We start from the raw sequence: 14,507 nt of genomic DNA on the forward strand, positions 1-14,507 counted from the left end.
AAATGACAAGTTTACAATCGTTTGAAAAATCAGTACTTAATGAAGTTTGCCCTGCTGGCGAAGCATGGATGTGTGAAGTCAAAAAAGGGCAGTATTTCCGAATTATTGACCTCGAAGGCAACCAAGCTGTTGATACCTTATTTATTAGCGCAGAAGATCCAAACGAACGCTACAGTGCAACGGACACTTTAGCCATCAACCAGCACATTTACCTTGAAAAAGGCACCACTTTATACAGCAATTTAGGTCGCCCATTGGCGGTGATTCACGATGATAACTGTGGTCGCCATGACACCTTGGGTGGGGCGTGTTCATGTGAAAGTAATACGGTTCGTTATGCGCACGATAAATACCCGATGCACAGTTGTCGCAATAACTTTATGTATGCGTTGGCGAAACATCCGATTGCACACAAATATGCGCTGAATGTGCGTCATATTGGCCCGAATATCAACTTCTTTATGAATGTGCCTGTCACCGCAGACGGTCAGCTTAAATTTGATGATGGTATTTCTGCACCGGGGAAATACGTTGAAATTCAGGCAGAAATGGACTTAATCGTGCTGATTTCCAATTGCCCACAGTTAAATAACCCTTGTAATGCCTACAACCCAACCAAAATTCAACTGGTTGTGCGTGAAGCAGAAGAGGTGTAGTCATGTTTAAAAAAGTCCTGATCGCCAACCGCGGTGCTATCGCCTGTCGTGTCATTCGTACCCTGAAAAAACTGGGCATTGCTTCCGTCGCTGTTTACTCAGAAGCCGACCGAGATTCACTACATGTGACCTTGGCGGATGAAGCCTTTTGTATTGGTGCTGCGCCTGCACAGCAAAGTTATTTAAATATTGAAAAAATTATTGAAGTCGCCCAGCAAACTGGGGCTGAAGCCATTCACCCCGGCTATGGTTTTTTATCGGAAAATGCCGAGTTTTGTGACCTGTGTGAAAACCAAGGAATTGCCTTTATTGGGCCGAACTCCAGCCAGATGAAAGATTTTGGTTTAAAACATACCGCACGTGAACTGGCAATCAAAAGCAAAGTGCCACTTTTACCGGGAAGTTCATTGCTGGCTGATCAAGCCGAAGCACTTACCGAAGCAGCACGAATTGGCTATCCCGTCATGCTGAAAAGTACCGCTGGCGGTGGCGGGATTGGAATGCGTTTGGTGTGGAATGAAAGCGAACTCAAAGATGCCTATCAAACCGTGTCCTATTTGGCGCAAGCCAACTTTAAAGATGCGGGCTTGTATCTGGAAAAATTTGTCCAGCATGCCCGTCATATTGAAGTGCAAATTTTTGGTGATGGTCAGGGTCAGGTTTTAGCGTTGGGTGAACGGGATTGTTCGGTGCAGCGCCGCAACCAAAAAGTGATTGAGGAAACGCCTGCACCACATTTGAATAATGAGCAACGCACTTACATCCAAAAAGTGGCGATTCAACTGATGCAATCGGTGAATTACCGCTCTGCGGGAACAGTTGAATTTGTCATGGACACTGAAACCCAAGAATTTTATTTCTTGGAAGTCAACACCCGTCTGCAAGTGGAACATGGGGTCACTGAGCAAGTCTTTGGTGTCGATCTGGTTGAATGGATGGTGACACTGGCGAGTGGCGACTGGACAGCTCCGACTGAGGAATTGGCGCCGAAAGGTCACTCGATTCAAGTCCGTTTATACGCAGAAGACCCGATCAAGCAATTTCAACCGAGTGCAGGCTTACTCACTTATGTCAAATTTGATGAGCAGGCACGAGTCGAAACTTGGGTCGAAACAGGCTCCAATGTCTCGTCTTTTTATGACCCGATGATTGCCAAAATCATCGTAACGGCTCATACGCGTGACGAAGCCATTCAAGCTATGAGTTCAAGTCTGAAAAAGACCAAAGTTGCAGGTATTGAAACCAATCTTGAGTATTTACAAAATATTATTGCCTGTGATGTGTTCCATGAAGGCACACAGACCACACGTTTTTTAAATACCTTTGAATGGAAAACCCAAAAAATCGAAGTGCTGCAAGCAGGTATCCAAACTTCAGTGCAGGATGTCACGGGGCGCTTGGGTTACTGGGATGTCGGTGTGCCGCCATCGGGTGCGATTGATCCTTTAAGTTTAACGGTTGCCAACCAGCTTTTAGGCAATCCCAAAAATACCGCAGGGCTTGAATGTACCTTGCAAGGCCCGACTTTAAAATTCCACTGTGACAGCCAAATCGTGATTACAGGTGGTGATATGCCATCCAAACTGGATGGCGAAGCCGTACCGATGTGGCAAACCATCAATGTCAAAAAAGGTCAGGTGCTTAAATGTGGTTCGATCACCACAGGTTGCCGCAGTTATATCGGGATTAAAGGCGGTCTGGATGTGCCTGAATATTTAGGCTCACAAGCGACCTTTACATTGGGGCAATTTGGTGGACATGCAGGACGTAATTTACTGATTGGCGATATGTTGCCGATCACTGAATATTTGACCCAAAGTACCACGGCACTACCGCAAGCTCAAATTCCACAGTTTGCCCATACATGGGAAATTGCGGTGATGTACGGCCCACATGGTGCACCTGATTTCTTTACCAAACAGGACATCGACACGTTTTTTGCCAATGCGTTTGAAATTCACTATAACTCAAGCCGTACAGGCATTCGCCTCATTGGGCCAAAACCTGAATGGGCGCGTCAAGATGGTGGTGAAGCAGGACTGCATCCATCCAACATCCATGACAATGCCTATGCAATTGGTGCAATCGACTTTACGGGTGACATGCCGATTATTTTGGGGCCAGATGGGCCAAGTCTGGGCGGTTTCGTTTGCCCTGCGGTGGTGATTCACTCGGAACTTTGGAAAATCGGTCAGTTGAAAGCAGGTGATAAAGTCAAATTTATTCCTGTCAGCTATGCCCAAGCCAAAGCACTCGATCAGCAGTATCATCAAAGTGTGATGGCTGATGATGTCTCAGGAATTGATTTTAGCCCTGAGTTTAACGCTGAAACAGAGGCTTTAAACGATGCTGTTTTAGCGACGCTTGCAGGACAGGATGATTTGCCGAGCGTGACGTATCGACCTGCAGGCAACAGCTATTTGTTGGTGGAATATGGTGAACTGGTTCTCGACCTGAACTTGCGTTTCCGTATTCATGCCTTGATGCAGTGGGTGAAAGATCAAGATATTCAGGGGATTATTGATTTAACACCGGGCATTCGTTCATTACAGATTCATTTTGATTCGATTGAACTCGATCAGATTGAACTGCTGCATAAACTGCAACAAGCCGAAAATGAACTACCTGATATTCACAATATGCAAGTGCCATCGCGCACCGTGTATTTGCCTTTGGCTTGGGAAGATTCACAGACGCAACTCGCGACTGAGCGTTATACGCAAATTGTGCGTCCAGATGCGCCTTGGTGCCCTGACAATGTCGAGTTTATTCGTCGTATCAACGGCTTGGCATCGAAACAAGCGGTTAAAGATGTGGTGTATAGCGCCAATTATCTAGTCATGGGCTTGGGCGATGTGTATTTGGGCGCACCTGTTGCGACACCCCTTGATCCGCGTCAGCGTTTAGTCACCACCAAATATAACCCTGCACGGACATGGACACCTGAAAATGCGGTCGGTATTGGTGGCGCATATATGTGTGTGTACGGCATGGAAGGGCCAGGGGGCTACCAGTTTGTGGGACGGACGACGCAAATGTGGAGTCGCTACCGCAAAAATGTCGATTTTGAAGACGGTAAACCGTGGTTACTGCGCTTCTTTGACCAAGTGAAGTTTTATGAAGTGTCTGAAGCTGAACTGTTGCACATGCGCGAAGACTTTAAGGCAGGTCGTTTAAAACTTCGGATTGAAGACGGTGTTTTAAATCTGAAAGAATACAATGATTTCTTAGAGAAAAATGCTGAAACTATTCATGCGTTTAAAGACATGCAGCAAGCCAACTTCGAAGCTGAACGTCGTCGCTGGCATGAAGCAGGTTTGCAAGAGTATGTGTCTGAAAGTCTGGACGCGGTGGATGATGGTGAAGCCGTGACGATTCCTGAAGGGGGATGTTCGGTTGAATCGCATATGCCGGGGTCAATCTGGAAAATTGAATGTGCATTGGGTGATATTGTGGAGGAAGGCGCGACTCTTGCCGTGATTGAAGCCATGAAGATCGAGATACCAATTGTTGCACCTGAACGAATGAAGGTTGAGGCGATTACCATTGAAAAAGGGCAAACGGTGAAAACGGGGCAGGTTTTGTTTACGTTAGCGCCTGTGGCTTGATGAGAAAACAATTAAGAAAGACCGCTTAGGCGGTCTTTCTCGAAGATTGATTTAAATTAAAGCTATCTTCTATACGGTTAATAAAATCTAAAAATTCATTATTTCCCTCTGAATCTGTACAGATTTCAATAATTTCTTCAAAAGAAGTTGAATCCCATAACTTTTCAATCAAATTAGTTTTTTTAATAGCAATATAATCTATAAGTTTTGCATGCAATGCTATTTTTTGATCATCAAAATCATTTGGTGAAAAAACTACATTATTATTAGTTTTACGAAGTATGACATTTGGGTGAATATAATTTTCACATTCCCTTTTTTTTGTTAAATGAAAAATAATATCAGGATATTTTTTCTGTATTTCAATATTTTTTAAGTATTTATCACAATTTTTCCCATCATTATCTGAATCGAAAAAAACAGCCCATGGCTTTTTGAGTGATTCAATGAGTTGATAGTTTACCCAGTGTTTTAAGTTATCACTTCCACCACTTATTAATAATTGAATCTCATTGTTTGAAATATAATCTCTTTGGATGAGTCCATTGTTTGCAAATTGTGAAAAAATATGTTTTAGAAATACAACATCAGATACACCTTCTACAAATATATAGCCGTGGCAATGAGAATCATTGATTGATCCAAAAGGATGTATACCTAAGTCATCACTAATATCTTTTAAGATTTTATTGTTTTTTGCATGTTCTATCTTATGCTGATTATTTTCATTTTTGATGATATATCTAAGACTAGAAATAGGCATTAACCCTGCTAAAGCTGGGGTGTGAGTTGTAACTAATATTTGAGTTTTGGGAAGGATAGCTAAATCTAATAAAGCTTTGATTAACATTTCTTGATAGCTTGGATGCTGAGATGTTTCTGGCTCTTCTATTGCATAAATGATTGAACGACCATTAGCTTCTTTAAATTTTTTTTCAGCTTCAGCTCTAAAAAAATTAAGTAAAATTAATCTTCTAACACCACTCCCTCGTTTATTAACAGGAATACCTTGTTCAGATGCAAGTGACATAGAAAATATAGAATCCCATTTGGGGTCTTTTGAGAAATCAGGAATCAAGTCTTTTGCTAAAGTTGGATCCATTTCAGCCAATTTATCTAAAGTTCTTTTAGCTACATCTTCAACTTTTAATTTTATATGTTCTTGAATTTCTTTTAATTGTGGTTGTATTTCTGAAAGTGCATTTTTAATTGCAAGTTTCATTGGGTCTTGTACTTCATTGTCTTGATCACTGCTATTTCGATCAGATTTAAATAATGCAAATAAAGGCATAAATGATTTTAAATTGTCCCAAACATTCTTAGCATCTTCTTTATTAAGAAGAATTTCTTTAGTTTGAAAATAAAGGGGCTCAGAAGAAAAAAGAAATTTCCTCAAAGAAGTATTTGAACGTTGGTCTTCTACTAAAGAAATATCTAAATTCCTAGATTTGACTAGAGTTTTTAGCTCATTGTTTTTAAGAGTAATTAAATTATTCAGATCAGGATTAGATGGATAATTAGCAATGATTGATATATCTGTTGTAATCTTTTGGTTGATTCTAAATGTTTTTTTAATTTCTAATAATGAATCAATATTTAACAGATATTCATTTTCTAAGGAAGTCTGAGATGTATTATCTAAAATTAAAAATTTAGGGTAATTATTGAAAACACAAGTTATAGATGGAAATTCATCTTCATTCGCAAAGATACATTTATCGTTCTTTTCAAAATTTGAATTTTCAAAGAAAATATCTAATGCTTCAAGAATAGTAGATTTACCTACATCATTCTTTCCAATGATTCCTGTAAAATCTTTATCAATTAGAACTTCATGTTTTAAATGATAACCTCTAAAGTTTTCTAAAATAATTGATACTAATTGCATATGGTTCTACTTTTTATTTATTCATAATATGAATTTAGCTAAAAATTTATTTGAATTCCATAGTATTAAATCTTTTGTTATAGAAAATATTCCTTAGAATTTTTAGGTTAACAGCCCCTTTGTAAGCTAACTATTCATTTATCTCAAATTAAGCCCCATCCTTGTGCATGGGGCTTAATTTTGCACAAAAAAACACCCGAAAAACCTACCTAAAACCTGCAAAACCCACCTCAAAAATTGGCACATTTTCTGCATTCCTAATATCAGTAATACAAAAAATAGATTTGGTAATACTGAATAGGAGTTGCGAGATGAACCATGCAAAATCAGAAACCCAAAAGCAACATCCACTCAAAACATTTCTGGTTGATCTGCTGAGTGCCCGTGCAGGTATTTATTTCAACCAAAATCCAAATGCCAACAAGCTGAAAGGATTACACCGTGCCTAAACCAAAACTGGCACGGATCAGCATTACTGTGCCTGAAACAACATTAAATGCACTCGATCAGAAAATTGTCGATCAACATTATGAAAGTCGTTCGCAAGCCATTGTCGACATGATCAACAAACACCTGATCGCGGAACAGGCGCAAGCCAACGAAGTCATGGTGGGCACGCTGACCATTTTATATGACGCGAGCCAGATGACACTCCGTAATCAACTAATTGATTTACAACAACAGTTTTTAACTCAAGTGATTAGCTCATTACACATTCAGCTCGATCAGCAAAAAATCTTGCAAGTCATGCTTATGCAAGGGGCAAGCTCAGAACTCAGACATATCAGCCAGCAATTCACTGCTCTCAAGGGGGTGATTAAAGGACATTTAGAACTGATGGATGCGGTGATGCCACCAATTCCACAAAACGATTAAACCAAATCAGGAGTCAAGTCGTGCAAGACTTATGGACAATTCAAGACTGGAAAACTGCTTATGCCAATAAGCAAATCACCCTTGAAGGTTTAGTTGACTATGTCAAAACTTTCAACAATGACAATCACGCTTGGATTGAAATTGCTTCTGCTGAACAAATCCAAGCCCAAATTGAAATTTTAAAACAGAAAGATGTGGCTGACTTGCCTTTATATGGTGTCCCGTTTGCGGTCAAAGACAATATTGATGTTGCAGGTTTTCATACCACGGCAGCATGTCAAGAAGCCGCTTACTTGGCAACAACCGATGCCACCGTGATTGCCAAACTCAAAAGTGCAGGGGCAGTCGTGGTGGGCAAAACCAACCTTGATCAGTTTGCGACGGGTCTGGTCGGTGTACGTTCTCCATTTGGTGCAGTGAAAAACAGTTTTAACCCTGAATATATCAGTGGTGGTTCAAGTTCGGGATCTTCGGTTGCGGTGGCAAACGGTTTGGTGCCATTTAGTTTGGGGACTGACACCGCAGGTTCTGGGCGTGTACCCGCAGGGCATAACAATATTGTCGGATTGAAACCAACCAAAGGCTGGTTCTCAACCACAGGGCTGATTCCTGCTTGCCGTACCATTGATGTAATTTCGATTTTTGCCTTAACGGCTGATGATGCGTGGTCGGTGGCAAGCATCATGCAGGGTTATGATGAAAGCGATGAATATTCACGTGCGCATCCTGCCAATGTCCCAACCCATTTTTCCAAAGGGAAAATCGCGATTCCTGCCCAGCTTGAATTTTATGGCGATGCTGAAACCGAAAAAGCCTTTGAATTGGCAGTTGAACGGGTTAAAAAACTGGGCTATGACGTTGAAACGATTGATTTCACGATTTTTAACGAGCTTGCTCAAGCCTTATATAACGATGCTTGGGTCGCTGAGCGCACAGTTGCAGTTGAAAAGATCGTGAACCGTGAACAGGCACATCCTGTAATTGCCCAAATTATTGCTCAGGCCGACAAATTTACAGCGACCGATGCACTGCAAGCTGAATACAACCGTGCCGTGCTGGCGCGAAAAATCAATCTTGCTTTACAACCTTATGATGCCTTGATGGTGCCGACCGCACCGACCATTTATACCATTGCCGAAGTAGAAGCCGATCCAATCGTGAAAAATTCACACATGGGTGCATATACCAATTTTGTCAATTTCGCAGACTTATCGGCTTTGGCTTTGCCCAATGCAATGCGTGCAGATGGTTTACCGAGTGGTGTGACTTTTATTGCAGCGGCTTGGCACGATCAGGCCTTGGCAAACTTTGCTCAAATCTGGCAAGCCGAAACTGCGCTCACTTTGGGTAAATCGACTCAGACCTATTCAAAAACGATGGAAATTGAGTCACAACATGCAGTGAAACTTGCTGTTGTGGGAGCGCATCTCTCAGGAATGCCACTGAATTTTCAGCTCACCACCCGTCAAGGGACACTGCTTAAAAAAGCCAAAACCGCAGCCAGTTATAAACTTTTCGCATTAAAAAATACCACGCCACCTAAACCAGGACTGCAATTTGACTTGGCAGGTCAGTCGATTGACATCGAAGTTTGGGAGATTCCAATCGCCAGATTTGGTGAAATCGTGGCAGAAGTGCCTGCGCCTCTCGGCATTGGCAATCTGCAACTGGAAGATGGCACATGGGTCAAAGGGTTTATTTGTGAAAATTATGCCATCAACGACGCTCTAGACATCAGTCATTTGGGTGGCTGGAGAGCTTATATACAGTCATTGCAACAAAACACATCGACATCTCAAGTAAAGGAAATCGGGGGAGTTTCTGTATGATCAATAAAGCATTTTTATCGGTATCGGTATTGTCTGCCATTCTACTCGCTGGTTGTGACAATAAGGCCAAAGTACCAGAGGCCAAGGAAAGTTCATCGGCGGCAACCAGTAGCAATAGTAAACCAATTATCATTGGTTATAGTGACTGGCCGGGTTGGGTGGCTTGGCAAGTTGCCATCGAAAAAGGTTGGTTAAAAGATGCAGGAGTCAATGTTGAGTTTAAATGGTTCGATTATTCAGCATCACTGTCAGCATTTTCAGCCAATCAGCTTGATGCCGTGTTCGTAACCAATGGGGATGACTTATTAACAGCATCGGGCGGTACCCAAGGGATGATGATCTTGGCTACGGATTATTCGGCGGGCAATGATGTGATTATTGCTAAAGAAGGGATTAACTCGATTCAGGACTTAAAAGGCAAATCGGTTGGTCTTGAAAAAGGACTTGTTGATCATCTTCTTTTAGCAACTGCATTGTCTGACCAAAAAATGTCGATCAATGATGTGAAACTGGTTAACTCTGCAACCAACCAATTACCACAGGTCTTTACAAGTCGAGAAGTTTCAGCGATTGCCGTTTGGCAACCTGTTGCAAGTCAAGCACTTAAATCTGTTCCAGGTTCAAAAATTATCTATACCTCGAAAGATAAACCGGGTCTGATTTACGATACTTTGTCAGTCAATATGAGCCATTTGTCTGCACACAAAGAGGAATGGAAAAAAATTCTGCAAGTGTGGGACAAAACGGTGAAATATATCAATGACCCTGCAACTCATGCGGATGCCGTGAAAATCATGGCGAATCGTTCAGGGGTCGATCCGAAACAATATGAGCTGATGGTGAGTGGTACACATTTGCTCAGTATTGCCGACAACAAAAAAGTCTTTACCAAAGGAGATGGATTCGACTCAATTTATGGTTCGTCTTACCATGTCAATAAATTCAACGTGGAAAATGGCATCTATAAAACCGAACAGAATGTTGATGGTTTGATTTATCCAGCATTGATTCAAGAGTTAAAATAAAACTTGATCTATAAAATAGCCTAAGTTATCTTGGGCTATTTTTGTTTCTAGCAACTAAAAACTAAATGCCAGAAAACCCAAATAAAGCAGTATTCAATTTTTAAGTTATTGTCCCGAGTTCTTCTGATCAGAGAATAAAAGCGCTTCATTCATATAGAAAAATTCAATAAAATTAAAGATGTGTGCTTTTAGAAAATAGATTGATAATCATAATTCCTGCGATCATAAACGCTAAACCGATGACAGCCGCAACATCTAAATGCTGTTTGTAATAAAAGAATCCCACCAGTGAAACCAGAATAATGCCTGCACCAGACCACAGTGCGTAGGTAATTCCGATTGGAATGCTTTTCATGGTCAGAGATAAAAAGTAGATCGCAAAGGCATAACCCAAAATGGTGATACCTGAGGGTAATAACTGACTAAAACCATCGGATGCTTTCATGGCAGAAGTGGCGATCACTTCTGCCAAAATCGCAATCAGTAAATAAAGAAAAGCCATAAGAGAAATGATTCCTATAGAGTTATTTTTGTAGCATGAAAAAGATGATCTTGTTCTTGTTGTAGCCAGCGTTGACTGGCAGTCGTGGTTTCAGTGTGTGTTGAAAATTCAAAGTTGGGCTGAAATACATCGAGTTTAAAATATAGACGGCAGTTTTTGCCTTGAATCACTTTGCTTTGTACCAGTGTTTCAGCATCTAGAAGTTCAAAATTTTCAAGATCAATCGTGGTTCCAACTCTGTCAGTGATGGTACTTAAATATATGTTTTCTCGGTAAAAACTGATCGAAACCTCATAGTCTTGAATTTCTTCCAAATTAATGCTTTGCTCGGTATAGGCATGGCTTAAAGTGCTGTGGACATTGAGTCGTTGTTGGATATCAGGATGGCGAGATTGGGCAAAGGCAAGAAAATGATCGCAAATAATCAGGCCCCCATCGGCAGCATAGCTTTGTTTCGTCTCTAAATTTTCAATTTTAAATAAGCGCAAACCTAGATACAGCCCACGAGTGACTTGTTGCCGCCAGTCTTCAACATAGGCATTACTGGGTGAAAACTCTAAAATGGCATTGCCAATCGGGTGTAACTTGGCTGGTTCAGGCCATTGAATATGATTTTGATAATTGCTGGTTACATGCCATGAAAGGAGTTGTTGTTCCTGATCCCAACAGGTATCACCAATCCAGCCCTGCCTGTCCAAAACAGGTGTGGTGTTTGCCTCTTTTAAGCGCAAATCAATGGTAAAACTTTTGGACTGAAACCAGTACACAATGGTCTTTTCATCGGTCAAACCATTCGCAAAAGTAATGCTTTTACGCCGAAATGCGCCCAATAAATAACTTGGTAATGTGAGATCTTCCATAGGGCTTGCATTAAGTTTTGAGCAGAGTTGAATTAAATTCATGTCGACTCCTGATTTTCGTCTAAGCCAAAGGAATAAAGCGGGCGGGCATTCTTTAGCTGAATTTCTCCGCGTTTCACTTTTTCTTTTAAATACTGAAAAGTCTGAGCAGTTTGATTAAACAGATGTTCGCCACATTGTAGTGCCGAATATTTAGGCGATTCATTTTGCGTGATCGGCTGAATGACATAGTCATAATCACAGCTAAAAAAGAACGGAAAGGAATAGCGTTCTTCAGAAATTTTTTTGACCCGATGTTTGGTTGCCAAGTAACGGCCATTCGACAAGATTTCCATCATGTCACCAACATTCATGACCAAAGTATTTTCTAGGAGTGGAATATCAATCCATTGGCCTTGTTTATTGAGAACTTGCAGTCCCGAAGCTGTTGGTAGCAGTAAAGTAAAACACTCGTAGTCGGTATGTGCACCGATCCCATCCTGATCTTGTGCATTGGCATGAAAAGGGTAGTGAATCAAGCGAAGTTGACTGGGCGCTTTTAAAATGTGTGTATCGAAATAATGCTCATCTAAGTCCAAAGCAAGTGCAAAACCCTGAAAAATTTGCTGCCCAATCGCTTTGATATGTTGATAGTAATTTGAGACATGCATTTTAAATTCGGGGTCATTGGGCCATTGTGTTGGGCCAATCAGTGGACGACGACCATCTAAACCCTGATGATCATAATTGACATCGTATGCTTCTTTCAGATCAATGTGATTTTCTGCAAAACGCTCTTCCCCAATAGGTACATAGCCACTGTGATTCTCAGATAAACCAATGTAATGCTTCATTTTAGATTGTAAATCTTGAGCAAAATAACGTTTTGCGGTTTCATGCAGCGCTGTAAATAAATCAGGGTTAAATTGCTCTCCTGTTAAATATAAAAAACCAACCTCCTTTGCTGCTCGATCCAGCGCAGCAGCAACTGTGAGTCGGTCTTCCAAATACGGACTCGATAATTTTGAGATATCGACGAGGGGTAAAACATGCAAACTAGACATGAAGATCACCAACGTTGGCCGTCCAACATAGAACCAAAGCATTTAGGTCGTCCCAAATGCTATTCGTATAGAAGCTATTATCTTTTTGTACTGATTTGCGTCATACGCGGAATCTTTGGCAATTCTGCAAGAGCTGGGTCAAGTTCATCTTCCTGAGCATGTACCAGTGCATCGACACGTTCTCTTAAACGCCTAAACTCAGGTGTGGTAAACACATCTGAAGAGCGAGGGCGAGGAAGATCAACTTCGATAATTTCTTTAATTTCCCCGGGATTGGCTTTTAATGCCACGATACGATCTGCCAGTAAAATGGCTTCATCCATATCATGCGTCACAAAAATAATTGTAATATCAATGTTTTGCCATAAATCCATTAAATGTCTTTGCATTTTCTGGCGTGTATGTGGGTCAAGTGCACCAAAAGGTTCATCCATGAGTAAAATTTTAGGCTCATTGACTAAAGCACGGGCAATCGCCACACGTTGTTTCATTCCCCCAGAGAGCTGATGAGGGTACTGATTTTCATATTTATCCAGACCAATAATATTGATCCACTCACGAGCCTGTGATTCGGCAGCCATTTGGCTGATGCCTTTCATGCGAGGGCCAAACATGACATTTTCTTTGACGGTTTTCCATGGAAACAGGGTGTAACCTTGAAAGACCATGCCACGTTCAGGGCTTGGGCCAGAAATCGGTTCACCATCAACCAAAATTTCCCCACTATGATAAGGGTCTAAGCCTGCAACTACGCGGCTAAAGGTCGATTTTCCACAGCCAGATGGCCCAATCACACAAATAAACTCGCGTTTATGAACTTTCAAATCCAGTTTGTTTAACACCGTACGCTCAGTTTTTCCGTGTTTAAACACTTGGCTGAGTTGCTTGGCCTCTAAAATCACAGGACGTTCATAAATTTTTTCAAAATAGTCAGATGCATTAAAATTTGAATGAGTCATTATTTCACTCCTGCTTTCCACGTAAACATGTGCGTCCCTAATTTCATGAGAACCCAATCACAAACCAGTCCGATTAAACCAATAATCAAAATTGCAGCATAAACATTGTCGAAATTTTGATAGCGTGCTTGCTGGGTAATAAACCAAGTGATACCTGACGTTGTTCCGATCAATTCAGAAACAATTAAATACGTCCATGCCCAGCCGAGTAACACACGCAAATCCCGATAAATATCTGGTAAAGCAGAGGGAATCACGACATGAAATAAGCTTTTTAATTTGTTGGTGCCTAGGGTATAACCTGCTTCGATTAAACCTCTATCGACCATTCGTGTAGTGTTGGCGATAATTAAAATTTGTTGAAACAATGTTCCAATGACAATAATAGAAATCTTGGGTGCATCATTGATACCTAAGATGGCAACGGCAAGAGCACCAAAGGCTGGAGCAGGCAAGTAACGGAAGAATTCAACAAAAGGCTCGGTTAAAAGTGATATTTTTTGAGAAAAACCACAGAGTATGCCGAGTGGAATCCCCACAATTGAAGAAATAAAGAATGCGGTAAATACCAGTTTGATACTGTGCCATAAACTTTGATGAAACCATGGTGCATCAGGCTGTTCTGGGGCTTTTGTGAAAGCAGTGACTAAAGCTTTAGCAACTTCATGCGGTGCAGGTAAGTAAATAGGATTAACTAAAATTCCTTGTGGTGGTGCAGAATGTTGATTGATCGCATTTTGTGCCTCACTATAGAACACATTTTTATCAACCCGACTACCAACTTGCAAATAGGGTGTACTGCCCGAGTCTGTAATTTGTACCTGAGGGTGCCAAATAAAAGGAAGATAACTCACCGCACACCAAATTAGTATGGGAATAAGAAAAGAGCCAAAGCTAAACATAAGCTTGTTCTTTTTACTCAGTTCCTTTGCAACATAACCCATATTTACAGCCCCCATTTTGGCCTTAGTATTACTATTTTTAAAAAACGTAATATTTATTAAGCAAAATGAATGCCACTCGATGTAATAGGTACATTTCATAAATGTAGAAATTTGGTTCTAGACTATTGCTATTTGAAATAGCGATTAAAATGATTGAGTTAATCCGAAATTTAATGGCATCTCATAATTAATCTGTAGATCTGATTAAATTTTAATTATTTATCAATTTTATGAAATTAATTTTAAATAAATATCATCATTCTTTAAGCTTATAATTAGTGTTATCTTAGAGTATACCCTAAAACTACATATTTTTA

The 14,507-nt window shown here is 40.7% G+C and carries 12 protein-coding genes; 6 read left to right on the forward strand and 6 right to left on the reverse strand.

The window, feature by feature from the left end; all coding sequences use genetic code 11:
- The first annotated feature begins 2 nt into the window (after positions 1 to 2).
- Both P255_RS14285 and uca read left to right on the forward strand, forming a co-directional pair.
- Complete coding sequence (locus P255_RS14285; protein WP_004898497.1) at positions 3 to 656, forward strand: urea amidolyase associated protein UAAP2; 654 nt, start codon at positions 3 to 5, stop codon at positions 654 to 656.
- 2 nt (positions 657 to 658) lie between these two features.
- Positions 659 to 4,264, forward strand: coding sequence for an urea carboxylase (uca, locus tag P255_RS14290; RefSeq protein ID WP_004898501.1), 3,606 nt, complete (start codon positions 659 to 661; stop codon positions 4,262 to 4,264).
- Positions 4,265 to 4,289: 25 nt separating this feature from the next.
- Here uca and P255_RS14295 read toward each other — a convergent pair whose 3' ends face one another.
- Positions 4,290 to 6,152 (reverse strand): AAA family ATPase, encoded by a 1,863-nt coding sequence (locus P255_RS14295; protein ID WP_004898502.1) that lies wholly within the window; start codon positions 6,150 to 6,152, stop codon positions 4,290 to 4,292.
- A gap of 311 nt (positions 6,153 to 6,463) precedes the next feature.
- On the opposite strand from P255_RS14295, the gene P255_RS15545 reads away from it, so the two are divergent.
- From P255_RS15545 to P255_RS14310, 4 genes are read left to right on the forward strand one after another with little or no spacing between them, the layout of a single operon-like run.
- Positions 6,464 to 6,601, forward strand: coding sequence for a hypothetical protein (locus tag P255_RS15545; protein WP_004898504.1), 138 nt, complete (start codon positions 6,464 to 6,466; stop codon positions 6,599 to 6,601).
- Positions 6,594 to 7,028: a CopG family ribbon-helix-helix protein gene (locus tag P255_RS14300; protein WP_004898507.1), complete on the forward strand. Its 435-nt coding sequence runs from the start codon at positions 6,594 to 6,596 to the stop codon at positions 7,026 to 7,028. Before P255_RS15545 ends, P255_RS14300 begins: the two co-directional genes overlap by 8 nt.
- Positions 7,029 to 7,033: 5 nt before the next feature.
- Positions 7,034 to 8,857: an allophanate hydrolase gene (gene atzF, locus P255_RS14305; protein WP_155756895.1), complete on the forward strand. Its 1,824-nt coding sequence runs from the start codon at positions 7,034 to 7,036 to the stop codon at positions 8,855 to 8,857.
- Entirely contained in the window at positions 8,854 to 9,882 is a 1,029-nt protein-coding gene (locus tag P255_RS14310; RefSeq protein WP_004898513.1) for an ABC transporter substrate-binding protein, read from the forward strand. The genes atzF and P255_RS14310 overlap by 4 nt, the downstream gene beginning before the upstream one ends.
- 172 nt (positions 9,883 to 10,054) lie before the next feature.
- Here the strand turns inward: P255_RS14310 and P255_RS14315 are convergent, their stop codons facing one another.
- From P255_RS14315 to P255_RS14335, 5 genes are all read right to left on the reverse strand, one after another.
- Positions 10,055 to 10,384 (reverse strand): DMT family transporter, encoded by a 330-nt coding sequence (locus P255_RS14315; RefSeq protein ID WP_004898516.1) that lies wholly within the window; start codon positions 10,382 to 10,384, stop codon positions 10,055 to 10,057.
- A gap of 14 nt (positions 10,385 to 10,398) precedes the next feature.
- On the reverse strand, positions 10,399 to 11,286 hold the full coding sequence (locus P255_RS14320; protein WP_004898520.1) for a hypothetical protein: 888 nt from the start codon (positions 11,284 to 11,286) through the stop codon (positions 10,399 to 10,401).
- Complete coding sequence (locus tag P255_RS14325; RefSeq protein ID WP_035365718.1) at positions 11,283 to 12,287, reverse strand: isopenicillin N synthase family dioxygenase; 1,005 nt, start codon at positions 12,285 to 12,287, stop codon at positions 11,283 to 11,285. The genes P255_RS14320 and P255_RS14325 overlap by 4 nt, the downstream gene beginning before the upstream one ends.
- 77 nt (positions 12,288 to 12,364) lie before the next feature.
- On the reverse strand, positions 12,365 to 13,246 hold the full coding sequence (locus tag P255_RS14330) for an ABC transporter ATP-binding protein (RefSeq protein ID WP_004898526.1): 882 nt from the start codon (positions 13,244 to 13,246) through the stop codon (positions 12,365 to 12,367).
- Positions 13,246 to 14,190, reverse strand: a complete 945-nt coding sequence (locus tag P255_RS14335; RefSeq protein ID WP_035365720.1) for an ABC transporter permease — start codon at positions 14,188 to 14,190, stop codon at positions 13,246 to 13,248. Before P255_RS14335 ends, P255_RS14330 begins: the two co-directional genes overlap by 1 nt.
- Positions 14,191 to 14,507: the final 317 nt, after the last annotated feature.

It is taken from the genome of Acinetobacter brisouii CIP 110357 (assembly GCF_000488275.1).
Taxonomy (GTDB): domain Bacteria; phylum Pseudomonadota; class Gammaproteobacteria; order Pseudomonadales; family Moraxellaceae; genus Acinetobacter; species Acinetobacter brisouii.

Coding starts and splice junctions, on each gene's coding strand:
- P255_RS14285 (WP_004898497.1), top strand. CDS start 3: ATGACAAGTTTACAATCGTTTGAAAAATCAGTACTTAATGAAGTTTGC.
- uca (WP_004898501.1), top strand. CDS start 659: ATGTTTAAAAAAGTCCTGATCGCCAACCGCGGTGCTATCGCCTGTCGT.
- P255_RS14295 (WP_004898502.1), bottom strand. CDS start 6,152: ATGCAATTAGTATCAATTATTTTAGAAAACTTTAGAGGTTATCATTTA.
- P255_RS15545 (WP_004898504.1), top strand. CDS start 6,464: ATGAACCATGCAAAATCAGAAACCCAAAAGCAACATCCACTCAAAACA.
- P255_RS14310 (WP_004898513.1), top strand. CDS start 8,854: ATGATCAATAAAGCATTTTTATCGGTATCGGTATTGTCTGCCATTCTA.
- P255_RS14315 (WP_004898516.1), bottom strand. CDS start 10,384: ATGGCTTTTCTTTATTTACTGATTGCGATTTTGGCAGAAGTGATCGCC.
- P255_RS14320 (WP_004898520.1), bottom strand. CDS start 11,286: ATGAATTTAATTCAACTCTGCTCAAAACTTAATGCAAGCCCTATGGAA.
- P255_RS14325 (WP_035365718.1), bottom strand. CDS start 12,287: ATGTCTAGTTTGCATGTTTTACCCCTCGTCGATATCTCAAAATTATCG.
- P255_RS14330 (WP_004898526.1), bottom strand. CDS start 13,246: ATGACTCATTCAAATTTTAATGCATCTGACTATTTTGAAAAAATTTAT.
- P255_RS14335 (WP_035365720.1), bottom strand. CDS start 14,190: ATGGGTTATGTTGCAAAGGAACTGAGTAAAAAGAACAAGCTTATGTTT.